Genomic DNA, 22,480 nt, shown 5'->3' with positions numbered 1-22,480 from the left:
CTCAACAACAAGCCCCCCAGCACCTCCTCCAACGCAAATAAACCCAATCCAACTCTGCCAATGTTACTCCGGCTCGATAAGTGGTTGAATGAGACATGAATCATGGGAATTCGCGTGTAATATCTAGTCAAGCAGAACCTATCTGAACACGGATACGTCAAACATAAAAAGGGAATACGTAAGAAAGGTGATGTCCTTTTGAAAAGGAATGGGTTGAGGTATTTAGGAGCAGGTATAGGGATTGTTATGCTATGTTTATTAACTTTGGCAGGTAGAGAACGTCCAAAGTTCCCGGTTCACAACTCACAAAATGTGGCATTGATCTTGGATGTAGACGCAGCTAATCCGTCCTCAGAAACGGTGAGGCGACCTTTGCTTGATCAGCTTAGAATAGAGCTTAACCAATTACATGAACCTATTCGTGATATGACCGATTGGCTTCAAACACGGGTCGTGCCATACGATTCCGAAAAAGAGCCTTTAAACGTCATCCAGACAGATCTGGATAAAGATGGTGTTTCGAATGAATGGGTATCTGTGTTGGTTGAGGATATTCTAGATAACCAAACAGGCGTGGTACAGGCACGAAAGTCATATGGGGTTGTTATTGATTTTAAGGAAGGCCAATTCACACTCCAAAGTTTGAATTTTTCATCCGAAAATAACGGCCGAACAAAGGTAATGACCATTAATGACCTTACAGGTGATAGCAAACCTGAGATCGTTTGGGTTTCTACAAACAGTGGAGCGCACACCAATTTTTCCTCATATGCTGTGTCTTCATGGTTAGGCGGAACACTTGAAACATACGTAGGAACAGCTGTGATAGCCAGTGTATCCAAAGCGGAAATTCGAGAGAGGAAGCTAGAGCTGTCAGGTGGGTTAATCGGTTCTGTTGGAGCCGGACCATGGCAGAAGGAATTCAGGGAGTCGTATGCTATTGTTGAAAATAAGCTAAAGAGGACGGGGCGAGTCTATGTGCAATCACCTACACCGTATCACCGACTGATAAGCGGAATGTGGGCTGAATCGCACGGATACCGGGAGCAAGCGTTACGTGATTATTCAGAAGCCGTCGAGATGCAAGCTACGTCTTACCAAGATTATGCTTTTATTTTTGAAGGCGAGTGGGTACAGGGTGGAATAAATCCCGATAAGGAAGCTGAATTCGACCGTACGATCAAACGTTTCTCACAACTACGGAAGGAACTTTTAACAGAGGTGTCCAGAGGTGTTGACCCTCAAAACGCTTGCTTATCGGCAAAGAAGAAAGCTGGTTTCGACAAGGTTTGGTTGACATACCTGAATGCACCTGCTGGCTATGCGAATCCTCATTGGGAAGAAGGAACGATTTGTTCGGATATAGCGTTGTTAGAACTATGAATTCATGGTGAAATCAAGAACGGTGATCCCCAAAGCCATTAATTCCGACAAGTTTTATCAGAAAAAATGAAAAAAGACCTTGCAATTTTCATGTGTGAGTGATAAATTTTTGTGTAATAAAGAAATTAGTAGCTAAGGTTTAGTTATTAATCTCTTATATAGTATGCAAAACCTTCGGGGCGTGGTGAAATTCCACACCGGCGGTGATTCGTATCATGTACATGTACATGGTTGCGATCAGTCCGTGACCCGTTGTGAAGCTAGCGGTACCTGACAACAGCTTCGCTACGGTTGACCTGGTGGAATTCCGGGACCGACAGTATAGTCTGGATGGGAGAAGGAAAATGCGAATGCCAATTCGCTAGCATGCTTGTTCATTTTTTTCACATTAAAATAAATTCGGCAGGTCTGTCCAAAGTGGCTACTTCGTCGGTATTGTTTGATTTGATCAAAAATGTGACAAGCGTAATAGCTGAAGTTTATTCGTGTTATCTAAACAATCTCTGGCCCCCATCCGTAAGCGGAAGGGGCTTTTTTGCATTAGAATCTAGGATTGGATTAAGAAGGCGGTGAACATCCATGCAGCTGTTGAACGATGAAACCTATATGAGACTTGCGCTTCAGATGGCGGAGAGTGCACTCGGACAAACGGGAATTAATCCTGTAGTTGGCTGTGTTCTTGTCAAAGAGGGCCGCATTGTCGGCATGGGTGCACATCTGAAACGCGGAGAGGGTCATGCAGAGGTCCTGGCGTTGCGCATGGCGGGCGATGAAGCAAAAGGAAGTACAGCTTATGTGACCTTGGAGCCCTGCAGTCATTATGGCAAAACACCACCGTGCAGCGACCGCCTCATCAAAGCTGGTGTGACTCGTGTAGTTGTTGCTACGACGGATCCGAATCCGCTTGTGGCTGGGACGGGAATCGCAAAGCTACGCGCGCATGGATTGGAAGTGAGTGTAGGCTTGCTAAGTGAAGAATCCGCGAAGCTGAACGAGGCTTTCAACAAATTCATCGTCTCGCGTATGCCTTTTGTGACTATGAAGACTGCGAGCACTCTTGATGGCCGCATCGCTTCCAAAACTGGCGACAGCAAGTGGATTACATCCGCGGAGTCGCGAGCTTTTGTTCACACCCTGCGCCATCGGCATCAGGGCATCCTCGTCGGCGTCCAGACGATCATCGCCGACGACCCGCAGCTGAGCACGCGCGGCGACGTACCGGCTGTGCAGCCGGTACGCATCATCGCGGACTCGCAGCTGCGAGTCCCGCTCGGCGCCCGCGTGCTCACCGAGCAGGATCGTCAGCCGACGATCCTGCTCGCGAGCGCACAGGCGCCCGCAGAGCGGCGTGCCGCGCTGGAAGCGCGCGGCATCACGGTCCTCACCTGCGGCGACGGCCCGCAGGTGGACCTGACGCTCGCCATGCAGCAGCTCGGCGAGCGAGAGATCGGATCCATCCTCCTCGAGGGTGGAGGCCGCTTGAACGGCGCCATGCTGGAGCGGCGCCTGATTGATAAGCTGGTGCTGATGTTTGCGCCGAAAATTATCGGCGGGGGCCAGGCAGCACCTGTGAACATCCACTTCGACGGCTACGCGAAGATGGATGACGCCATTACGCTCGACCGAATGCGTGTCGAGCAATTCGGACCGGATGTTTGTATCACCGGTTATCCGTTGTATAAGAGCTAGAGGATGGAGGAGTGGCATGTTTACCGGCATTGTAGAAGAAATCGGCCACATGCGCCGCATTCATAGTGGAGGGCAAGCCATGGTGTTGACCATTGGCGCCAAAAAAATACTGGAAGATGTCCATTTAGGTGACAGTATTGCCGTTAATGGCGTGTGTCTCACAGTCATTTCGTATGATAGTGATTCCTTCTCCGTTGATGTGATGCCTGAAACGTATCGGAAAACGAATCTTCGGAAGCTTCAATCCGGCACACGTGTGAATTTGGAGCGGGCGATGGCTGCGAATGGCCGATTTGGCGGACATATTGTCCAAGGTCATGTGGATGCCACAGCAACGATCCTTTCCCGCATACCCGAAGAGAATGCAGTTGTTTACCGGTTCGCACCGGAGAATCCGCATATTTTCCGCTACATCATTCCTGGCGGATCCATCACGATTGATGGTATAAGTTTAACGGTTGTAGATGTCACAGAAAACGATGTTTCCGTTTCGATTATCCCGCATACCCTTGCGCAAACTGTTCTCCACGACAAAAAAGCCGGAGATACAGTCAACATTGAATGCGATGTTCTTGGCAAATATATGGAACGACTGCTCAAATTTGGTCCTTCTGAGACTGCTGTTCACGGAGAGCCTAAGAAAAGTAAGCTGACCGCAAGCTTTTTAGCAGATAATGGCTTTATGTAAGTTAGGAGAGGTGCATATGACACAACCCATTCGATTTAATAAGATTGAAGAAGCTCTTGAAGATCTGAAATTAGGTAAAGTAATTATTGCGGTAGATGATGAGGATCGGGAAAACGAAGGTGATTTTATCGCGCTTGCTGATAAAACAACTCCTGAAGTGATCAACTTCATGATTAAAGAAGGGCGTGGCCTTGTCTGCGCACCGATCACCGAAGAGAGAGCCAAGGAACTTGATTTGCCGCCTATGGTGGTACGGAACACCGATTATCACGGCACAGCCTTCACAGTTTCCGTTGATCATACCGATACAAGTACAGGGATTTCTGCTCATGAGCGTTCCAGAACAATTCAAGGCTTAATCGATCCGTCGACGAAGCCGCAGGATTTCCGCAGACCAGGTCACATTTTCCCTTTGATCGCAAAAAAAGGCGGTGTACTTCGCAGAGCAGGCCATACAGAAGCAACGATCGATTTAGCTATTCTTTGTGACTCATATCCAGCTGGCGTTATTTGTGAAGTCATTAAAGAAGATGGCACGATGGCTCGTGTGCCCGACCTGATGGAGATTGCCGCGAAGCATGAACTTTGCATCATTACGATTCAAGACCTTATCCAGTATCGCAATCAACAAGAAAAGTTGGTGAAGCGCGAGGTTGAGGTGGATCTGCCAACGGATTTCGGTACGTTCAAAGCGATTGCTTATACGAATCAATTGGATGACAAGGAACACGTAGCCTTAGTTAAGGGGACAATTGATCCTTCCAAACCTACCTTGGTGCGTGTCCATTCCGAGTGTTTGACAGGTGATGTGTTTCATTCTCATCGTTGTGATTGCGGTCCACAGCTGGATGCTGCACTAAAACAGATTGATGAAGAGGGCAATGGTGTATTATTATATATGCGACAGGAAGGTCGCGGCATCGGTTTAATCAATAAATTGAAGGCATATGTCCTCCAAGAGCAGGGATTAGACACCGTAGAAGCGAATATTAAGCTTGGATTTGCTCCAGATCTTCGTGATTATGGCATTGGTGCTCAAATTCTCAAAGATCTTGGCATCTCAAAACTTCGTTTATTAACGAATAATCCACGTAAAATCAAAGGCTTAGAAGGCTATGGTCTTGAAGTGGAAGAACGCGTTCCGATTCAAATGGAGAGTAAGAAAGATAACCTTTCTTATTTGCAAACCAAGCAACAGAAGCTAGGCCACATGCTTGAATTCAAAGACGTAGGCAAGGGCATTTAATTTTTTAGTGTGAATTAGTGTAGATCACATTCCAATACGCTTCAACAGAAAGGGAGATTCTTACCATGGCAACGATTTATGAAGGACATTTAATTTCGCAAAATTTAAAATACGGGATCGTCGTAGGACGGTTCAATGAGTTTATTACTTCCAAACTACTGGGCGGCGCACAAGACGCGCTTAAACGTCACGGTGTGGATGAAAGTGAAATTGACATCGCTTGGGTTCCAGGCGCATTTGAACTTCCTCTTATCGCGCAAAAAATGGCGGAGAGCGGCAAGTATGATGCTGTCATTACCCTTGGTGCTGTGATTCGCGGATCAACTCCGCATTTTGATTATGTGTGCAGCGAAGTGGCCAAAGGTGTTTCGGCAATTAACTTGAAAACGGGAATTCCTACAATCTTTGGTGTATTAACAACAGACTCCATTGAGCAAGCCGTTGAACGCGCAGGTACGAAAGCAGGCAATAAAGGCTGGGAAGCTGCCGTAACTGCGATTGAAATGGCGAATTTAACGAAGCAATTCTCTTCCTAATGCTGGCTTATTATCATTTAGAAACACTGCTGCCGCGGCTGTTTGCTTTCCTAATCGCTATGACCCTGCATGATACAGCGCATGCTGGGGTCGCTTGGCTGCTTGGAGATCGAACAGCTCGTGATGGCAAACGATTTTCGCTTAACCCCTTGGCGCATCTAGACGTCTTGGGGTTGGCGATGATCGTCTTTGGGCCTTACGGCTGGTCGAAGAAAATACCGGTCGATCCGGAACGTTTTCCCAAGAATAAAAAACTATCACATACATTTGTCTATCTAGCTGGGCCTTTCACGAATCTTATGCTTGTTCTGTTTTTTTGGTGGCTATACTTTTACTTACCTGCACTTCTTGGTGCAGCAACTGAATCGCTCGTCGTGGAACAATGGCGTGTTTATTTGCAATATTGTGTTATCGTTAACTTAATGATTGGACTCATTCATTTGTTACCGCTCTATCCGCTTGATGGATGGTATATATGGAGAGGACTTGTTTCAACTCCGCAACAGCGATGGCTGGACAGACAAGAGATGAAAGCACTTATTCTTGTAATCGTTTTAATGGTCACCCCGATTGGACAATGGGCGCTCAGCGGAATTTATCCATACGCCGTACAGGTAATCATGCATCTTTATTCACTATGACAAGGGGAAGAACGACATGAAAGTTACATATAAGTTGGAAGCATTTGAAGGCCCCCTTGATCTATTGCTTCATTTGATTGATAAAAATGAACTCGACATTTACAATATTCCGATCAAAGAAATTACAGATCAATATCTTGGGTATGTACAAGCAATGCAGGAGTTGGAGTTAGATATTACGAGTGAGTTTCTAGTTATGGCTGCTACTCTGCTCTCCATCAAAAGCAAGATGCTCTTACCTAAGCCGCCTGTCATTGAATTTGACGAATATTTTGATGATATGGATGATTCGTTAGACCCGCGCGCCGAGCTCGTTGCGAAGCTGATTGAATATCGGAAATATAAATCGATTGCTGATATGCTTCGTGACAAAGAGGTGGAGCGCAGCCTCGTTTACACGCGTGAACCCGAGGATTTAACGCCGTATCTGCCGGATCTTCAAGAGAACCCGGTGGAAGGGTTAGATGTTGCTGATTTACTGATTGCTTTTCAGCGTACGCTGCGCAAGTTGGCGAACAGGAACGTCGTTGCTAGGATCAGACGGGATGAGATTTCGGTTAAGGATCGCATTCGTGAGGTTGTTGATTTGCTTAAAATAAAAGGTGGTAAGCTGTTATTTTCCAAGCTATTCGATTATGAGATGACACGCGAAGAAATTGTCGTTACCTTTCTAGCTATCCTTGAGTTGATGAAAATGAAGAAAATCACTTGCTACCAAAATCAGCTTTTTGAAGATATCGTCATTCAAGCCAAAGAGGAGGGAACAGACCTTGACACTCAACTTCCAACAGATGAAATCGATTATTGAAGGACTTCTCTTCGCCTCTGGCGACGAAGGACTAGATCTCAAGCAACTTGCTGAAGTGATGGAACTTGATGCCTATGTGATTAAAGATCTGCTGAAAGATATGCGAACAGATTTCAAACGTAAAGGGCGCGGCGTTCAAATAGTAGAGGTTGCAGGTGGATACCAGCTCACTACATTGGCTGAGCATGCTCCGTATTTTGAAAGGCTTGCTTATACGCCATCACGTTCCTCACTCTCTCAAGCTGCTCTTGAGACGTTATCCATCGTTGCATATAAACAACCTATTACACGCGTTGAGATCGAAGAGATCCGCGGCGTGAAGTGTGATCGAGCGCTTGCTACATTAACAGGTAAGGACTTGATTACAGAGGTCGGACGTGCAGATGCAGTGGGTAGACCAATCTTATATGGAACGTCCAAACAATTCTTAGAATATTTTGGTTTAAGCTCGATTCAAGAATTGCCAGACTCTGCTAACTTCCAAGGTAATTTTGATTTGGAAGAAGAAACACGCATGCTATTCGATCGCTTAAACGGGGACCAGAAACAATTGACCCTGGACGATGTGAGTGACGAACAGTCAGATTAGGGAATGTCAGGTTAAAGCTTATCCATACATGCATTTCATTTCCTTTTAGAGGTCATACTAACTCCACCTGCGAGAATTCATCTTGCACGTGGAGTTTTTTTTATAGCGAAATGTATCGCATCTGTCGATGAAGGACGGTGTCATCTTTATTTTGACTAAGGAGGCGTAAGTGTTGCTGTGGATTGGATTGGCCGTCTTGTTTGTCATCATTGCCATTATCGTTGTGCTAAGCAGCTTTATGCGCGGTGAGTTTTATTTCTCCCGGGTAAAAGATAATGATACGCTTTCCGTGGAGATGCGAGGGTTGTTTGGGCTCGTTCGATATCGTTATGTCATCCCGATCATTCAATTCAAAGGTTTCACCCAAGGGATATTAATTAAGTCAGAAAAAGTGACCCAACATAACGCAAAGCTGAAAGATGAGACGCGAGATCATATTACCAAAGAAAAAGTCATCGCCTTTTACAGGGAAGCCAAAGATATCCTTATACATACGCTGAATTTATATGGCTGGATGAAGCAAACTTTGGCTAAAGTGGAGTGCACAGAGTTGAAATGGATAACACGTGTAGGGCTAGGCGATGCGCCAGAAACAGCAATTACGACAGGCGCTGTGTGGGGGATTAAATCATCGCTGCTCGGTTTCACGATTCGATATGTGAAGCTAATTGCGAAGCCGCGCGTAGATGTTATACCGCAATATAATGAAAAGCAATTTGCAACGGAGTTTCGATTTGCTGGTCGAATACGGGTATGGTTTGTTGTGATAGCTGGCATACGATTGTTGTATCGAGCTGCTAAAATCAAAGGAGGTATTCGAAGCTGGATCCAACTCGCATTGAAGGCGAGAGCTAAATTTAAACCAGCATCGTGAGTTTTACATAACCCCATTTCAAAAGGGGCATTCTAGAACTGAACCATGATTATTCTTTAGAGCTCTTGATGCTTGAGCTTTCGATGCCAGAAACGTATGGTGAAAAACGCGAAGGAGGAATATGAAGATGTCTGAACACCCGATTCAAGGCCTCATGAAAGTCGCCATGGAAAATATAAAAGAAATGGTCGACGTAAACACAATTGTCGGTGACCCGGTTGAAACGCCAGACGGTAGTGTTATTATGCCGATCTCCAAAGTCGGATTTGGTTTCGCCGCAGGCGGTAGCGAGTTTGTGACAGACTCAGAGATCGAAATCGAAGGCGGGGCAATGAACCGAGGCGATGCGCTTAATGCTAAAGTAGCTCTACCCTTCGGTGGAGGTAGCGGCGGCGGGGTATCGATTACGCCAATTGCTTTCCTTGTTGTTGGTAAGAATGGCGTGAAGGTCGTACCGTTAGATAATCAAACGCATATTCTGGAGCGCCTAATTGATTCTGCGCCGCAGGTCGTGGACAAGATTCAGAGTATGATCAAAGGCATGTCAGCGAAGTCGCCAGCAACAACAACTGGTGCGAATACTAGTGTCACCAATATTGAGAATCAGAATTTTATTGTGTAGTCTCTTGTCATTATGAGCTGTCCTTTGAGGACAGCTTTTTTCTATGGGCATTTCAATCGTGAGAGCTTCTTACGACCGTTTTGGCAGAGGTGGGACGCCAGTTAATCAGTTTGATCAGTTGATCCTGCATATAGGAAGGTGAATATTTGAATTCACTTTCAATCCAGTGAAAAATAAGGCCAAGCAAGGCGTGAATCGAATAAATGCTCAGCAATTCTTGATCTATTTCGTTATCTTGATCAGGGTAGAATAGTTCTTCTTGTGTTATCTTTTTTAAGGCACTAAACATGGTTTCCTTCAGCTTGGGAAGTACGTCACTTTTCATTAGTGTGGTATAAATAGCGGAATTCTGAAAAAAGTGATCAAATATCATAACTGATTTAGCAGGTAGTTCTTGAATACGAAATACTTCAACATGTTCATACGGCGCACGGAAGGATTGAAGTAATTGCCCAGTTAAATTGGAAATAATATCATCAAGCAAATCTTCCTTACTCTCATAATTGGCATAGAATGTCCCTCGATTATAGTTGGCGAATTCTACAATTTCCGTTATCGAAATGGAAGTAAAGGGCTTTTGTGACATCAGAGCCAGCAGGGATTCTCGTAGAGCGATTTTACTTCGAACGATTCTTCGATCCGTTTTTTTAGTGATTTCTGACATTTATGTTCATTCCTTTTTGTCGATAGTGAACAAAATCAATCATTTTGTACGTTAGCTAACAAACAAGCGTTTTTTACTGATTGTACCACGCCTGATACTCTATTATACTCCAAGTGAAAGAAGTTCTATATGCACAATTCAGTGATATATTCGCACAAAAATACATGACATTTGGAGGAATTACACATGAAGCTTTCTGGAAAAGTGGCTATCGTTACAGGGGCAGCGTCAGGTATGGGTAAAGCAATCGCAGAGTTGTTTGCAGCAGAAGGAGCTAAAGTTGTCGTTTCGGATCTTCGGGTTGAGACGGCGCAAACGGTTGTTGCTGGCATTGAAGCAAAAGGTGGCGCAGCGATTGCTGTTGCAGCGAATGTTGCGAAAGAAGAAGATGTAGCACAAATGATAGATACGGCAGTTAAGGAATACGGTACCGTTGACATTCTAATAAATAACGCTGGTATTATGGACAACTTTGTCCCCGCAGGAGATCTAACGGACGAGCTGTGGGAACGGGTTTTTGCAATTAATACAACGGGTGTCATGCGAACAACTCGGAAAGTCCTTCCGATTTTTACAGAGAGAAAAAGCGGTGTCATCGTAAACATTGCTTCCGCTGGTGGATTAAATGGATCCAGAGCGGGTGCGGCGTATACGGCATCCAAACATGCGGTAGTTGGATTCACGAAAAACGTCGGTTTTCAATACGCGAATCTTGGCATCCGCTGTAATGCAATTGCACCTGGCGGTGTGAGCACGAACATCGGAACAACGATTACGGCCCCAAATCCTTTTGGTATGGAAAGAGCGATGATTGGAATGGGCTTAAATCCAAGAGCAGGCGAGCCGGAGGAAGTTGCGAAGGTTGCTTTGTTCTTGGCTTCCGATGATGCGAGCTTTGTTAACGGGACTGTGGTTACAGCAGATGCGGGCTGGACAGCCTACTAAGCGCAAACTTAATTAATATAAAGGTGAAGACTCCAATCACTTCATTTGAAGGCTGATCCATAAGTAGATTTTCTACTTCTGGACGGCCTTTTTGCTTTGGGTAGTTTTCAGGACATATCCCTCGTCCACTCGCATATACTTGTACAAAGTTTCATCAGTGGATTCAATCAAGAAAATGTACAAGTTCGCTCGTGTAGGAGGATAACTCAACCAATGAAAACCAAACGCCAGTTCATCATCATTTGCTGTGCCTTGATTGGATTGTTAATTGCGCCATGGACTTATGTAGAAGCCGCGCCGCCAAGCATTCATACCAATGCAGTCGGTGCTTCGCTCGTTGATGTGGAGTCAGGACGTGTGCTTTATAGCGAAAAAGGGGACACGCCTATGCGTATAGCTAGCTTGACCAAAATTATGACTGCTATCATTGCGATTGAACAAGGCAACCTCACAAGCATGGTCAAAGTCAGCAAGAATGCCTTCGGCAAAGAAGGGTCTTCGATCTACTTGAAGCTGGGGGAAGAAATGCGGCTTCATGATATGCTGTATGGACTCATGATGCGCTCCGGCAATGACGCGGCTACTGCGATTGCAGAGCATATTGGTGGAAGCGTCGAGGGGTTCGTCTATTTGATGAACGAGAAAGCGAAAATCCTGGGGATGGATCATTCCCATTTCACGAATCCATCTGGGCTCGATGAAGGTGAAGGTCATCGTTCAAGTCCGAATGATATGGCTAAGCTCACAGCTTATGCGCTCAAAAATAGTGTTTTTGCTGACATTGTATCTACAAAGCTGAAAAAAGTACCCAATCCGAATGAAGCCTGGGATTATTCGTGGCTCAACAAAAATAAGATGCTTTCCATGTTCGAAGGTGCAGATGGGGTGAAAACGGGTTATACCAAGCTTGCGAAGCGTTGCTTAGTATCTTCAGCTACACGGAACGGCCAGCAGCTTGTCGTCGTTACCTTGAATGACGGCGATGACTGGGCGGACCACGCTAAGCTGCTCCAATATGGCTTCAATAATTTCCCGCTGCAGACCCTGGTGAAAAAAGGCGATGCGATTGAAGGCACCCCTTGGGTGGCGAGCCGAACATTCAAGTATCCACTTGCAGAAGGTGAATTCGCAAGCATAACACACCAAGTTACCTTGGTAGATCCAATGGCGACTGAGTATCGGTTAGCTGAACGTGGTGCACTCCGAATTTCCTTGAATAATAAGCTGATACAGACGATACCGATCTATGATCCTGCCAACCCACTGCTGCAAGTACCAGAGAAAGCGACATTCTCATTTCAATCGAGCAGTCCTTATAAGGAGACATTGCTGACAAAGTATAGTTATATCTGCAGAATGCTAGTACAGGGCCTATTCAATATTTCAGGCTCCATATGGGCGGATTAAGGTGAAAGACGTAAAGCCAAGTTGTAAGGAGTGCTGACCTATGGTGAATTGGATATGGCTATTTTTTATCGTCGTTGGTTTCCTCGTCGCGGCAATCAATGGGGATGTAGAATCCGTTACACAAGCGGCATTTGATGGGGCGAAAAATGGTGTAACCGTATGTTTTGGATTAATTAGTGTATTGGTATTCTGGATGGGAATGATGCGGATTGCCGAAGATGCAGGTATTTTACACAAGTTGGCAAGACTGCTTCAGCCTGCAGTACGCTTCCTATTTCCAAGTATTCCAAAGAATCATCCAGCACTTGGCTATATCATGTCGAACATGAGTGCTAACATCCTAGGCTTAGGCAATGCAGCCACCCCGATGGGGATTAAAGCGATGCAGGAACTTCAGAAGCTTAATCCTAACAAAGATGAGGCTAGTACAGCGATGTGCACACTGCTTGCGCTCAATACGTCAAGTATCACCTTAATCCCGACAACACTTATTGCAATAAGGATGAATTTCAATTCTATGAACCCGGCAGAAATCGTAGGTACAACACTCATTGCGACGATCATCTCAACAACGGCGGCCATTTTCGTGGATCGATGGTATCGCAGATCGCGCTCACCTATCCCTCCGCTGAAAGGATGAACCGGCATGTACGCACTCGTTTCACTTATTTCGGCATGGGCAATCCCGATCATGATTGTGTTCATTCCACTTTACGCTGCTTATCGCAAAGTTCCTGTTTATGAGTCATTTGTAGAGGGGGCTAAAGATGGCTTCGACACAGCGATCAAAATTATTCCCCACCTCGTCGGGATGATGGTTGCGATTTCTGTATTTCGTGCATCTGGTGCGATGGACATGCTGATTGGCTGGATGCGGCCTTTTTTCGAAAGTATTGGCGTGCCTACAGAAGTGCTGCCGTTAGCTATTTTGCGGCCAATCACAGGAGCGGGTTCTTTAGCTTTTACCACAGATTTAATCGAGCAATTTGGTCCGGATTCCATGATTGGGCGGATTGCGTCAACGGTGCAAGGGAGCACGGATACAACGTTATATGTGATAACGGTTTATTTTGGCGCGATTGGCATTCGGAAAGCGGGCTATGCGCTCAAAGTGGGATTAATTTCGGATGCTGTTGGCTTTATCGCTTCTCTTATTATTTGTTTTTTAGTGTTTTCATAGATGGCGGATACGACATGAAGCCTGAATAGCCATCATTCTGTCACCTTCTGTCAGTTATTGTGGGTTGCCGCTTGAGATTTGTGGTTAAGTCCGTTATCATTAGCTTGAGGTGAAAGCGGATAATGGAAAGACTGCAAAAGGTATTAGCCGAAGCTGGGATCGCATCCCGCCGGAAATGTGAAGAAATCATTACAGCGGGACGCGTGCAAGTGAACGGTGAAGTCGTCACAACGCTGGGTGTGAAAGTGAATACAGCCGAAGATGAAATTAGGGTTGATGGACGTGCAATAGGTCAACAGAAGAAGATCTATGTCATTTTAAATAAGCCCAAAGGTGTTATTACGAGTGCAACGGATCCTGAAGGCCGTAAGGTCGTCACTGACTTCTTGCCAGGGATTAGAGAACGTGTATATCCGGTCGGTCGACTGGATTATGATACGGAAGGCCTGCTCATTCTAACGAATGACGGAGAGTTTGCACATCTGCTTACACATCCGAAGCATCATGTACCGAAGACATACCAAGCGACTGTCAAAGGAGTGCCGCACGGCACGTTATTAGATAAGCTCAAAATGGGCATACAGTTAGAAGACGGCATGACCGCACCTGCTGAGGTCGAGTACGCAGATGTGAATATGGAGAAGAATGAGTCCGTCATTCAAATCACAATCTATGAAGGAAGAAACCGCCAAGTTAGACGGATGTTCGAGGCGATTTCGTTCCCAGTAATCAAATTAAAGCGGATTAAATTCGGTCCCATCTTCTTAACGGGCCTGGCAAGAGCGAAGTATCGCCACTTGACGCCCAAAGAAGTTGAAGAGCTTAGGAACGAAGCTCTAAGGACACATAACGTTCAAAAAGGCCAATAAGAATTGGCCTTCTTTTCGTTATAATAAGGGTATAATTCGATAGGCCAGAACTAACATTGTCGAAAAAGCGAAGGTGATTAACGTGGGTCGTAATAAGAAGTGGGTACAGATTGGGATCTTTGCAATCGTGCTCATTATTGGTGTGTTTACGATTATTACAAATTTGTCTGCTTCTGCAAGTAAGAAGTACCCGCAGCAAGGGGAGAAAGCGACTAACTTCTCCTTGGTTGGATTAGATGGTCAAACGCACGAACTTTCTGATTATAAAGGGAAGGTTGTGCTCGTGAATTTCTGGGGCACGTTTTGTCCACCATGTAAAGAAGAAATGCCTGATCTCCAGAAGCAATACGATAAGTGGAAGAGCCAAGGTGTAGTCTTCTTAGAAGTGAATGTGGACAAGAATAAAGTAACGGTCCAGGGCTTTATGGAGCAATACAAATTAAATATGCCAGTGCTGCTGGATGCCAATGAAGTTGTTCGTAAATTATATGGTGTTATGGACTATCCAACAACCTTTTTCATAGGGGCAGATGGCAAAATCGCAGTGAAGAAAATTGGCCAAATGGAAGAGTCTTTTATTGATGAGACGATCTCTAGCTTGGTTAGTAAATCGTAACTTATAAGTCGTACACATGTTCAACGTTTTTAGGAGGTCATCATGTTCTACAATACCAAATGCGATTGCGGACATCAGAACCCCACAGGCACCACCCTGTGTGAATCCTGCGGCAATCCGCTGATCGATATCGATGGCAGAGACATTCTGGAAATGCGCTATGATGGTATGGCCAGACGTTCTCAGAAATCAAATCCTTCACTGCTCGATAAAGTCTGGAATTTCTTCTCCTCAGTCAAGATAGCCGTATGGATCATTTTCATCACCACGTTGGCTTCGGCTGTAGGTACTATTTTCCCGCAAGAGAATACATTTTTGGATATGGATCCATCTCAATATTACAGCGAAAACTACGGAACACTAGGGAATATTTATCATGCTCTTGGTTTTTCTCATACCTTCAGCTCATGGTGGTTTATCACGTTACTATTCATGATCGGTACTTCGCTTGTCATTTGCAGTCTGGATCGTGTCCTTCCCCTATATAGGGCGTTGTCCAAGCAGCAAATACGCAAACATATCAATTTTCTGACTAGGCAAAATGTCACACTTGTTACCGATTTGCCTGTTGGAACAGATGAAATCGCTTGGACGAACAAGCTGGGGACACTTTTGCGTAAAAAGAATTACCGCGTACATACCGATGGCTCGGCACTTCTTGCCGAAAAATATCGCTTTAGCCGCTGGGGTCCCTATATCAATCATATTGGACTCATTATCTTCTTAATCGGTGTGCTAATGCGCGGGATTCCCGGCTGGCATATGGATCAATACATGGGTATCCTAGAAGGCGAAACCAAGCCAATCCCACATACGTCGTATTACATCAAGAATGAGAAATTTACACTCACGTTGTACGATGAACAAGATCTTCCTGAAAGCATCAAAGCGAAAGGACAGATTGTTCCGAAGACGTATGAAACGCAAGCTGTACTGTATCATTGTACCGCGAATTGCGAGGATGGGGCAGAGGAGCCAGTACTAGAAGAAGTTCATAAGGCCAACATCATTGTGAATCATCCATTGGATTACAAGGGTTTGCAAGCGTATCAGTTTGATTATAAAGCAACACCATTGCTGATCTCGGTTAAGCCAACACTTAGCAATCCAACTACGGGTGAGACCTATGGCAGCTTTGATCTACCGATGAATAATCCGAAGGATTCCTATCAAGTAGGGCCTTATAAGCTTAGGTTGAAAGGCTTTTTTCCAGATTTTGGACTTGAGAAGGGTCAACCAATCTCAAAATCGAATGAGCCGAAGGCACCAGCCTTTATTTTTAGCATTACTGGACCAGGGCTAGCTGAAAAAGGAGAACCTTATCTGTATTTCCCAAGGCAAATTGATAAGGAAACGTTCTCGCAAGATACCATTAATGGCGCAATTAGTCAGAAGCTGAAGATTGCGGTTGGCTCCATGGAAGGCGTTCAATTTGCCAATTATACGACATACTTGAATATTCGTGTGGATAAAGCGATGCCCTATATTTGGGTTGGCTCTGCGATCTTTATGATCGGTGTCATTATGGGCTTCTACTGGCAGCATCGACGCATATGGATTCGAATTGATGAGGGCAAGTTGACTCTCGGCGGTCATACGAATAAGAACTGGTTTGGACTTCGTAATGAAGTTGCCGCAGCCCTGAGTAAGAATGATCTGGATGTTTTACCGAAAACATTAGCAAATGGAGGAAACCAGGGGTGAATGTAAACTCTGTCAGCAGTACCTTTCTACTCATCGCTTTTTTTGTATATTTGCTCGCTTTCTTCCTGTTTGTTCTTTCGATTACGGGTAAAAGATGGAGCAACCGGAAGCCGGAGGACCACACGAGGCAATGGGGTTTCGTCGCTTTTATTACATCGGTTGTCGGGTTCGCTTGTCATGTGACGTTTTTCTTCACTCGATGGGCTGAAGGGGATCATATCCCTACCTCTAATATGTACGAATTTATGACGTTCTTAGGGATGATGATCATGTGTGCCTTCTTGATCGTGTATCTCATCTATCGGACACCTGTCCTAGGCGTCTTTGCACTACCGATTGGCTTTATCATCATTGCCTATGCTTCAGTTTTCCCAAGTGAGGTACAGCCATTGATTCCTGCGCTGCAAAGTTACTGGCTGAAAATCCACGTGACTACTGCGGCTACAGGAGAAGCCTTCTTTGCCGTTGGTTTTGCCGGTGGATTAATGTATCTGCTCCGAGCCGTTGACTATACAGGGACGACGAAGAGCGATAAGAAGGAACAAAGAGGTGTTGAGCTTACCTTATTTTTTATCCTCATGCTCGTGGCATTTATTGCGTCGATTTTTACATTCAATGGATCGGGTTACAAAGCTGTATTCTCCAAAGATGTTATTGTGACGAACGCTCAAGGTGTGCAAGAAACGAACCAGACTACGGAAACCTATGTATTGCCTCCTATTGTACAACCGTATGATACGAAAGTAGTCGAGATGAAGTCATTCCTAGGAATGTCTGAGCCATTATTCACGGCACCATCTTGGATGGAGGGGGCAAGTGCAGGTCGTAAATTAAACACGGTCATTTGGTCTATTCTTGGCGGTTTAATCCTGTATGGACTAGCGCGTCTAGTTGCTCGTAAACCTTTGGGCGCAGCGATTGGTCCGATTGTGAAAGGAATGGATGCGGAAGATCTGGATGAAATCAGTTATCGAGCTATTGCGATTGGCTATCCAATCTTTACACTGGGAGCACTCATCTTCGCCATGATTTGGGCTCAGGAAGCATGGGGCCGTTTCTGGGGATGGGATCCGAAGGAAGTATGGGCATTGATTACATGGTTATTCTATGCGGTATTCCTGCATCTTCGTCTTTCAAAAGGTTGGCAAGGTAAGAAATCCGCGTGGTTAACTGTAATTGGATTTATCGTCGTTATGTTTACATTAGTAGGTGTGAACTTAGTTATAGCAGGACTGCATTCCTATGCAGGTGTTTAAATTCAAGTACGTACATTAATAGAGGATGTGACGCTAAAATGGAATTGAAGCCAAGTATACTCGTTGTTGATGATGAAGAACGTATTCGCCGATTGCTCCGCATGTATTTAGAGAAGGAAGGTTATTTAATCGAAGAAGCAGAAGACGGTGAATCCGCATTGCGGATGGCTACCGAAACCGATTTCGATCTTATCTTGCTTGATGTGATGCTGCCTGGCATCGATGGTATTGAAGTCTGTGCACGTCTTCGTCAAGTAAAGTCCACACCAGTCATCATGTTGACAGCGAAGGGTGAAGAGACGAACCGTGTGAGCGGATTTGAAGTGGGGGCGGATGACTATGTGGTCAAACCGTTCTCACCTCGTGAAGTGATTTATCGTGTGAAAGCGATCCTTCGTCGCTCTTCAGCGACTGCGTATTTATCCAAAGATGCAAGTTCCAGCAATAATATCGTATTCCCGAACTTGATTATCGAGCATGACGCACATCGCGTGACAGCTGGTGGTCAGGAAGTTGCCCTAACGCCGAAGGAGTATGAATTGCTTCATTATTTGGCTGTTTCTCCAGATAAGGTTTTCTCTCGTGAAGAGCTTCTTAAGGATGTTTGGAACTATGAATTTTTCGGTGACTTGCGCACCGTTGATACGCATGTAAAGCGACTTCGTGAAAAATTAAACAAAGTATCCCCGGATGCTGCAGCGATGATTACGACGGTATGGGGTGTAGGCTACAAGCTAGAGGTGCCTAAATAAGTGTTTATTTTCAGAAGTGTCGTAGGTAAACTGTGGTTAACAATTATAGGCCTAGTTGGGGTTGTCTTGCTCATACTGGGCTTTTTCCTTGTCAATTATATGGAAAATTATTTCTCGCAAGCAACGGATCAGACGAAAAACATGAAGACAATGGCTGTTAAATTTTCCGAAGAAGCTACACAGCATATGTACAATGAGCAATTTTACGAATTAAGCAATGAACTGCTAAGTTTTCAAGATTCGCGCATGCTCGTCATTTCGACGGAAATGAAAGAAATGGTTATTCCCAACACGCAAGGTAGTGAATTGATTAACTTTCATGTGTCTGATTTTTACACGGCAGATGAGCTTAAGCCCGTCTTTGCTGGTCAAACCATTGATAAGCAAGTGAATAAAGCAGGTACTGGGAGATTTAAATCAGGTACTGAATATCTCGTCGTGGCGGTTCCACTCTACAATATGGAAGGTGGGATTGTTGGTGCCACCTTGCTGTATCAGTCTTTGCAATCTTTAGAAGCAACACAATCCTATATGTTAAGATTGTTTGTTTATGTTTCGATCGTTGGTTTTCTTATGACGACCTTCTTTGCCTTCTTCTTGTTCTCGAGAATCACAAGACCGCTGCAACAGCTGAAGAAAGCGGCTGATTTCATCACGTTAGGGGAATATGGCACGCGAGTGCCGATTCTCTCTAAAGATGAGATTGGTGAGCTAGCCAAAACATTTAATCATATGGGTGAGAAGATGCAAGAGAGCATCCATGCGCTCAGTCAAGAGAAAGAGCACTTATCGAGTATCCTGCGAAGTATGACCGATGCAGTTATTACCTTAGATGTGAATGGATCCGTGATGTTGAGTAACCCGCAAGGGGAAAAAATTATTCAAGAGTGGGGCGCAATCGAGTGGTCGGAGGATGAGGGGAAACCGCGACGATTCCTTCAGCCAGATACATCGCTTGGCGATTGGGGTCTCATGAGTTTTAGCAACCCATCCTCAGCGAGTCCTATACCAGTTCCGTTAATTCCACTATTTGAAGCGGTTGTCGATGAGTCAGAAGAGGCCGCTACAAAGCTTCATGTGCAAAATGGCGTGTGGTCCGTGGCGATGACGCCACTCTACTCCCGAGATCAAGTGCGCGGCGCTGTGGCCGTTCTCCGTGATGTGACGGAGGAGGAACGTCTCGATAAGCTGCGCAAAGATTTCGTGGCGAACGTCTCGCATGAGCTGCGTACGCCGATCTCGATGCTGCAGGGCTACAGTGAAGCCCTGCTTGACGATATTCCCTCCACGCCTGAGGAACGCGTGGAGCTGGTGCAGGTCATTCACGACGAGTCGCTCCGCATGGGGCGCCTCGTCCGTGATCTTCTCGATCTGGCGCGGATGGAAGCCGGCCATCTCGAGCTTTCCTTCAGGGAGGTCGAAATCGACTCCCTGGTGAGGCGCATGCACCGCAAATTCGCGGTGCTGGCCAAAGAGCGCGGCATCGCGCTAAGCGTGACGTTGGCGGAAGAGCCGCTCATCCTGCAGCGTGCGGATGAGGATCGCTTGGAGCAGGTGCTGACGAACCTGCTCGACAATGCGTTCCGCCATACGCCTGCAGGGGCGCGTATCGCCTTGAAGGCGGAGGCGTGCCTCTCCAAGGATCGGCCAGCAATTCGTATCGAGATCGCCGATGAGGGGCAGGGGATTCCTTCCGAGGATCTGCCGTTCATCTTTGAACGCTTCTACAAGGCGGACAAGGCGCGAACTCGTGGATCCTCCGGGGGAACAGGTCTGGGTCTCGCGATTGTCAAAAATATTATTGATTCCCATCAAGGCACTGTAACGGTACAAAGTACATGGGGGCAAGGCAGCACATTTACGATCTGCTTGCCCTGCGAACATAAATAAACAGAAAATTGTGCGAATTTCGACACAAGGAAAAAGGCGAATGCTGAATTGACACTCAGCATTCGCCTTTATTTGTAGAATATTCAGATAAAATCTTGTTGTTCGTGAAACAATTTGTGCTTATTACAGCGTAAGTGCGCGAACATTTACGATTTCATCTTGTTTTGTAAGCTCAGCCAATACCTCAGCAGGAGCTGTTTTATCAATTGTCAGTACCATGATTGCGGAACCGCCAATCACTTTACGTCCAACCTGCATAGTTGCAATATTGACTTGATTGCTTCCAAGTAGTGTTCCAACACGTCCGATAATACCTGGTTTGTCGTTGTGGGAGATTAACAACAAGTTACCCTCAGCTGCGAAGTCAACTGGATATTGATCGATACGAACAATGCGCTCGCCAAAGCCAGCTAGTAATGTTCCAGCAAGTGTTTTTTCCTCTTGTTTCGTCTTAACCGTCACTGTAACGAGGTTAGTGAAGCTATTTGATGCATTTGATGTTTGCACAACGATGTTAACACCGCGTGATTTAGCCAAATGCATTGCATTAATGATATTGATGGATTCCAATTGATTTTGGAAAATACCTTTTACAATGTAACGTGTTAATGGGCTTGTATCAACATCCATTAAGTCACCTGCATAGTTAACCACGATTTCAGATACAGCACCTTGAGCGATTTGTCCAAGGACAGAACCGATTTTTTCACCAAGACTGAAGTATGGTTGTAGTTTATTTAATACATCCGCAGGAACTGGAGGCATATTGACAGCATTCTTAAATGGCTCATTACGAAGAATATGAAGAACTTCCTCGGAAACATCGATTGCTACATTTTCTTGTGCTTCGATCGTCGATGCACCAAGATGAGGAGTTACAATCACTTTCGGATTCGATAGGAAAGGGTGATCCTTCGTTGGAGGCTCGACTTCAAATACGTCGAAAGCTGCACCAGCAACGATACCTTGATCAATTGCTTCAACCAACGCTAATTCATCAATAATACCACCGCGGGCACAGTTGATGATGCGAATGCCTGGTTTCATTAATTCAAATTGTGGTTTCGCGATCAAGTGACGCGTTTCTGGTGTAAGTGGCGTATGAACAGTAATGAAATCTGCTTTTGCTGCGATTTCGTTTACTGAACCTAGCTTAACACCCATTTTCTCAGCACGATCTTCAGTCAAGAATGGATCATAGCCGATAACTTCCATGCCAAATACTTTCGCGCGTTTCGCAACTTCACTACCGATGCGTCCCATACCGAGAATACCTAGTGTTTTGTTGCGAAGCTCAACGCCGATGAATTTACGATCCCATTCTCCGCCAACTGTTTTTTTGTACGCTTGTGGAATCATACGAGCTGTTGCCATCATCATGGCGAAAGTAAGCTCACATGTGGCAATTGTGTTACCGTCAGGTGCATTAATAACGATAATCCCGCGTTTTGTTGCTGCTTCCAAATCAATATTGTCGACACCAACACCTGCGCGGCCAATCACTTTAAGCTTGGTACCGGCATTCATGATTTTCTCTGTTACTTTTGTTTGGCTACGAACTAAGAGGGCATCGTACTCACCAATAATGGCAATGAGTTCGTCTTCGGATAGACCAGATTGCTTAACCACTTCAACATCAGCTGCATCATAAAGCATTTGAATTCCCATGTCACTAATTGGATCGGATACTAGAACTTTGAACATAATTCGGTTCCTCCTTAGATTTGAACATAAAAAAACTCCCAGCCCTCGGATACAGACAGTTAGCCTGTAGCCAAAGGGACGAGAGATTGCTTTCGTGGTACCACCCTAGTTCGCTGCCCATTCGCATGGGTAGCCTCATTTGGTCTTGCGACCTGGAACAGTAACGTGTTCCTAACCCGATTGCATCTACTATCGTTCAATGCAATAACTCTGGAGTGCTCCGCAATTTGTTCGCTACCGATTCTCACCTACCACCGGTTCTCTGAAAGCTACTTTATTTGCTTGGCTCCGTCAACGCTGTACTGTGATATAGAATTTTTAATAGATTACCATGCGTTCGAAATCGTGTCAATACATGTCGAACGATTTTCACTTTTACGTCATAAATGTTCGGATTGACAGTCATTCAGAAGCTTT

At 45.3% G+C, this 22,480-nt stretch carries 22 protein-coding genes, 1 riboswitch and 1 other annotated feature; of the genes, 20 read left to right on the top strand and 2 right to left on the bottom strand.

Features of this window, described 5'->3' with window-relative positions:
* The first annotated feature begins 198 nt into the window (after nt 1-198).
* From ACSQ8P_RS22200 to ytfJ, 10 genes are all read left to right on the top strand, one after another.
* Complete coding sequence (locus tag ACSQ8P_RS22200; RefSeq protein ID WP_436237165.1) at nt 199-1,383, top strand: hypothetical protein; 1,185 nt, start codon at nt 199-201, stop codon at nt 1,381-1,383.
* A 166-nt stretch (nt 1,384-1,549) separates the two neighbouring features.
* Nucleotides 1,550-1,729: riboswitch (FMN riboswitch) on the top strand.
* A 233-nt stretch (nt 1,730-1,962) separates the two neighbouring features.
* Nucleotides 1,963-3,072, top strand: coding sequence for a bifunctional diaminohydroxyphosphoribosylaminopyrimidine deaminase/5-amino-6-(5-phosphoribosylamino)uracil reductase RibD (gene ribD / locus ACSQ8P_RS22195; protein WP_436237164.1), 1,110 nt, complete (start codon nt 1,963-1,965; stop codon nt 3,070-3,072).
* Between the two features lie 16 nt (nt 3,073-3,088).
* The gene (ribE, locus tag ACSQ8P_RS22190; RefSeq protein ID WP_436237163.1) at nt 3,089-3,760 is read left to right on the top strand and encodes a riboflavin synthase; all 672 of its coding nucleotides are present in this window, start codon (nt 3,089-3,091) and stop codon (nt 3,758-3,760) included.
* A gap of 16 nt (nt 3,761-3,776) precedes the next feature.
* Nucleotides 3,777-5,006 carry a bifunctional 3,4-dihydroxy-2-butanone-4-phosphate synthase/GTP cyclohydrolase II gene (locus ACSQ8P_RS22185; RefSeq protein WP_436237162.1) on the top strand — a complete coding sequence of 410 codons (1,230 nt, stop codon included), beginning with the start codon at nt 3,777-3,779 and terminating at the stop codon, nt 5,004-5,006.
* Between the two features lie 65 nt (nt 5,007-5,071).
* A complete protein-coding gene (gene ribH, locus ACSQ8P_RS22180) occupies nt 5,072-5,542 on the top strand; it encodes a 6,7-dimethyl-8-ribityllumazine synthase (RefSeq protein WP_057312121.1) in 471 nt (156 codons plus the stop codon).
* Nucleotides 5,542-6,183, top strand: a complete 642-nt coding sequence (locus ACSQ8P_RS22175; RefSeq protein ID WP_436237161.1) for a site-2 protease family protein — start codon at nt 5,542-5,544, stop codon at nt 6,181-6,183. Before ribH ends, ACSQ8P_RS22175 begins: the two co-directional genes overlap by 1 nt.
* Nucleotides 6,184-6,199: 16 nt before the next feature.
* On the top strand, nt 6,200-6,991 hold the full coding sequence (locus tag ACSQ8P_RS22170) for a segregation and condensation protein A (protein ID WP_056614526.1): 792 nt from the start codon (nt 6,200-6,202) through the stop codon (nt 6,989-6,991).
* Nucleotides 6,975-7,580, top strand: a complete 606-nt coding sequence (scpB, locus tag ACSQ8P_RS22165) for an SMC-Scp complex subunit ScpB (RefSeq protein WP_436239580.1) — start codon at nt 6,975-6,977, stop codon at nt 7,578-7,580. Before ACSQ8P_RS22170 ends, scpB begins: the two co-directional genes overlap by 17 nt.
* A gap of 172 nt (nt 7,581-7,752) precedes the next feature.
* Complete coding sequence (locus ACSQ8P_RS22160; protein WP_436237160.1) at nt 7,753-8,454, top strand: DUF2953 domain-containing protein; 702 nt, start codon at nt 7,753-7,755, stop codon at nt 8,452-8,454.
* Between the two features lie 127 nt (nt 8,455-8,581).
* Nucleotides 8,582-9,076, top strand: coding sequence for a GerW family sporulation protein (gene ytfJ / locus ACSQ8P_RS22155; protein WP_436237159.1), 495 nt, complete (start codon nt 8,582-8,584; stop codon nt 9,074-9,076).
* Between the two features lie 52 nt (nt 9,077-9,128).
* On the opposite strand, the gene ACSQ8P_RS22150 is transcribed toward ytfJ, so the two are convergent.
* Nucleotides 9,129-9,740, bottom strand: coding sequence for a TetR/AcrR family transcriptional regulator (locus ACSQ8P_RS22150; protein ID WP_436237158.1), 612 nt, complete (start codon nt 9,738-9,740; stop codon nt 9,129-9,131).
* 186 nt (nt 9,741-9,926) lie between these two features.
* Between ACSQ8P_RS22150 and ACSQ8P_RS22145 the strand changes: the two genes are divergently transcribed.
* The 10 genes from ACSQ8P_RS22145 (at nt 9,927) to ACSQ8P_RS22100 (ending at nt 20,359) form a co-directional block, all read left to right on the top strand.
* The gene (locus ACSQ8P_RS22145) at nt 9,927-10,685 is read left to right on the top strand and encodes an SDR family oxidoreductase (RefSeq protein WP_436237157.1); all 759 of its coding nucleotides are present in this window, start codon (nt 9,927-9,929) and stop codon (nt 10,683-10,685) included.
* Nucleotides 10,686-10,898: 213 nt separating this feature from the next.
* Complete coding sequence (locus ACSQ8P_RS22140) at nt 10,899-12,092, top strand: D-alanyl-D-alanine carboxypeptidase family protein (RefSeq protein WP_436237156.1); 1,194 nt, start codon at nt 10,899-10,901, stop codon at nt 12,090-12,092.
* A 40-nt stretch (nt 12,093-12,132) separates the two neighbouring features.
* A complete protein-coding gene (locus tag ACSQ8P_RS22135) occupies nt 12,133-12,732 on the top strand; it encodes a nucleoside recognition domain-containing protein (RefSeq protein ID WP_436237155.1) in 600 nt (199 codons plus the stop codon).
* A 6-nt stretch (nt 12,733-12,738) separates the two neighbouring features.
* Nucleotides 12,739-13,272: a spore maturation protein gene (locus ACSQ8P_RS22130; RefSeq protein ID WP_436237154.1), complete on the top strand. Its 534-nt coding sequence runs from the start codon at nt 12,739-12,741 to the stop codon at nt 13,270-13,272.
* 122 nt (nt 13,273-13,394) lie between these two features.
* Nucleotides 13,395-14,141: a pseudouridine synthase gene (locus ACSQ8P_RS22125; RefSeq protein WP_056614495.1), complete on the top strand. Its 747-nt coding sequence runs from the start codon at nt 13,395-13,397 to the stop codon at nt 14,139-14,141.
* An 82-nt stretch (nt 14,142-14,223) separates the two neighbouring features.
* Nucleotides 14,224-14,757: a redoxin domain-containing protein gene (locus ACSQ8P_RS22120; RefSeq protein ID WP_436237153.1), complete on the top strand. Its 534-nt coding sequence runs from the start codon at nt 14,224-14,226 to the stop codon at nt 14,755-14,757.
* A gap of 42 nt (nt 14,758-14,799) precedes the next feature.
* A complete protein-coding gene (resB, locus tag ACSQ8P_RS22115) occupies nt 14,800-16,461 on the top strand; it encodes a cytochrome c biogenesis protein ResB (RefSeq protein WP_436237152.1) in 1,662 nt (553 codons plus the stop codon).
* The gene (ccsA, locus tag ACSQ8P_RS22110) at nt 16,458-17,717 is read left to right on the top strand and encodes a cytochrome c biogenesis protein CcsA (RefSeq protein WP_436237151.1); all 1,260 of its coding nucleotides are present in this window, start codon (nt 16,458-16,460) and stop codon (nt 17,715-17,717) included. Before resB ends, ccsA begins: the two co-directional genes overlap by 4 nt.
* Before the next feature lie 38 nt (nt 17,718-17,755).
* The gene (locus tag ACSQ8P_RS22105) at nt 17,756-18,469 is read left to right on the top strand and encodes a response regulator transcription factor (protein WP_057312096.1); all 714 of its coding nucleotides are present in this window, start codon (nt 17,756-17,758) and stop codon (nt 18,467-18,469) included.
* The gene (locus ACSQ8P_RS22100; protein ID WP_436237150.1) at nt 18,470-20,359 is read left to right on the top strand and encodes an ATP-binding protein; all 1,890 of its coding nucleotides are present in this window, start codon (nt 18,470-18,472) and stop codon (nt 20,357-20,359) included.
* Between the two features lie 123 nt (nt 20,360-20,482).
* On the opposite strand, the gene serA is transcribed toward ACSQ8P_RS22100, so the two are convergent.
* Nucleotides 20,483-22,063, bottom strand: a complete 1,581-nt coding sequence (gene serA / locus ACSQ8P_RS22095) for a phosphoglycerate dehydrogenase (RefSeq protein WP_436237149.1) — start codon at nt 22,061-22,063, stop codon at nt 20,483-20,485.
* A gap of 71 nt (nt 22,064-22,134) precedes the next feature.
* Nucleotides 22,135-22,367: a binding site (T-box leader), on the bottom strand.
* Nucleotides 22,368-22,480: the final 113 nt, after the last annotated feature.

Source organism: Paenibacillus sp. LjRoot153, from assembly GCF_964253085.1.
In the GTDB taxonomy this organism is placed as follows: domain Bacteria; phylum Bacillota; class Bacilli; order Paenibacillales; family NBRC-103111; genus Paenibacillus_E.
This window is presented reverse-complemented; position numbering and strand designations above follow the sequence as displayed.

Coding starts and splice junctions, on each gene's coding strand:
- ribD (WP_436237164.1), top strand. CDS start 1,963: ATGCAGCTGTTGAACGATGAAACCTATATGAGACTTGCGCTTCAGATG.
- ribE (WP_436237163.1), top strand. CDS start 3,089: ATGTTTACCGGCATTGTAGAAGAAATCGGCCACATGCGCCGCATTCAT.
- ACSQ8P_RS22185 (WP_436237162.1), top strand. CDS start 3,777: ATGACACAACCCATTCGATTTAATAAGATTGAAGAAGCTCTTGAAGAT.
- ribH (WP_057312121.1), top strand. CDS start 5,072: ATGGCAACGATTTATGAAGGACATTTAATTTCGCAAAATTTAAAATAC.
- ACSQ8P_RS22175 (WP_436237161.1), top strand. CDS start 5,542: ATGCTGGCTTATTATCATTTAGAAACACTGCTGCCGCGGCTGTTTGCT.
- ACSQ8P_RS22170 (WP_056614526.1), top strand. CDS start 6,200: ATGAAAGTTACATATAAGTTGGAAGCATTTGAAGGCCCCCTTGATCTA.
- scpB (WP_436239580.1), top strand. CDS start 6,975: ATGAAATCGATTATTGAAGGACTTCTCTTCGCCTCTGGCGACGAAGGA.
- ytfJ (WP_436237159.1), top strand. CDS start 8,582: ATGTCTGAACACCCGATTCAAGGCCTCATGAAAGTCGCCATGGAAAAT.
- ACSQ8P_RS22150 (WP_436237158.1), bottom strand. CDS start 9,740: ATGTCAGAAATCACTAAAAAAACGGATCGAAGAATCGTTCGAAGTAAA.
- ACSQ8P_RS22145 (WP_436237157.1), top strand. CDS start 9,927: ATGAAGCTTTCTGGAAAAGTGGCTATCGTTACAGGGGCAGCGTCAGGT.
- ACSQ8P_RS22140 (WP_436237156.1), top strand. CDS start 10,899: ATGAAAACCAAACGCCAGTTCATCATCATTTGCTGTGCCTTGATTGGA.
- ACSQ8P_RS22135 (WP_436237155.1), top strand. CDS start 12,133: ATGGTGAATTGGATATGGCTATTTTTTATCGTCGTTGGTTTCCTCGTC.
- ACSQ8P_RS22130 (WP_436237154.1), top strand. CDS start 12,739: ATGTACGCACTCGTTTCACTTATTTCGGCATGGGCAATCCCGATCATG.
- ACSQ8P_RS22125 (WP_056614495.1), top strand. CDS start 13,395: ATGGAAAGACTGCAAAAGGTATTAGCCGAAGCTGGGATCGCATCCCGC.
- resB (WP_436237152.1), top strand. CDS start 14,800: ATGTTCTACAATACCAAATGCGATTGCGGACATCAGAACCCCACAGGC.
- ACSQ8P_RS22105 (WP_057312096.1), top strand. CDS start 17,756: ATGGAATTGAAGCCAAGTATACTCGTTGTTGATGATGAAGAACGTATT.
- serA (WP_436237149.1), bottom strand. CDS start 22,063: ATGTTCAAAGTTCTAGTATCCGATCCAATTAGTGACATGGGAATTCAA.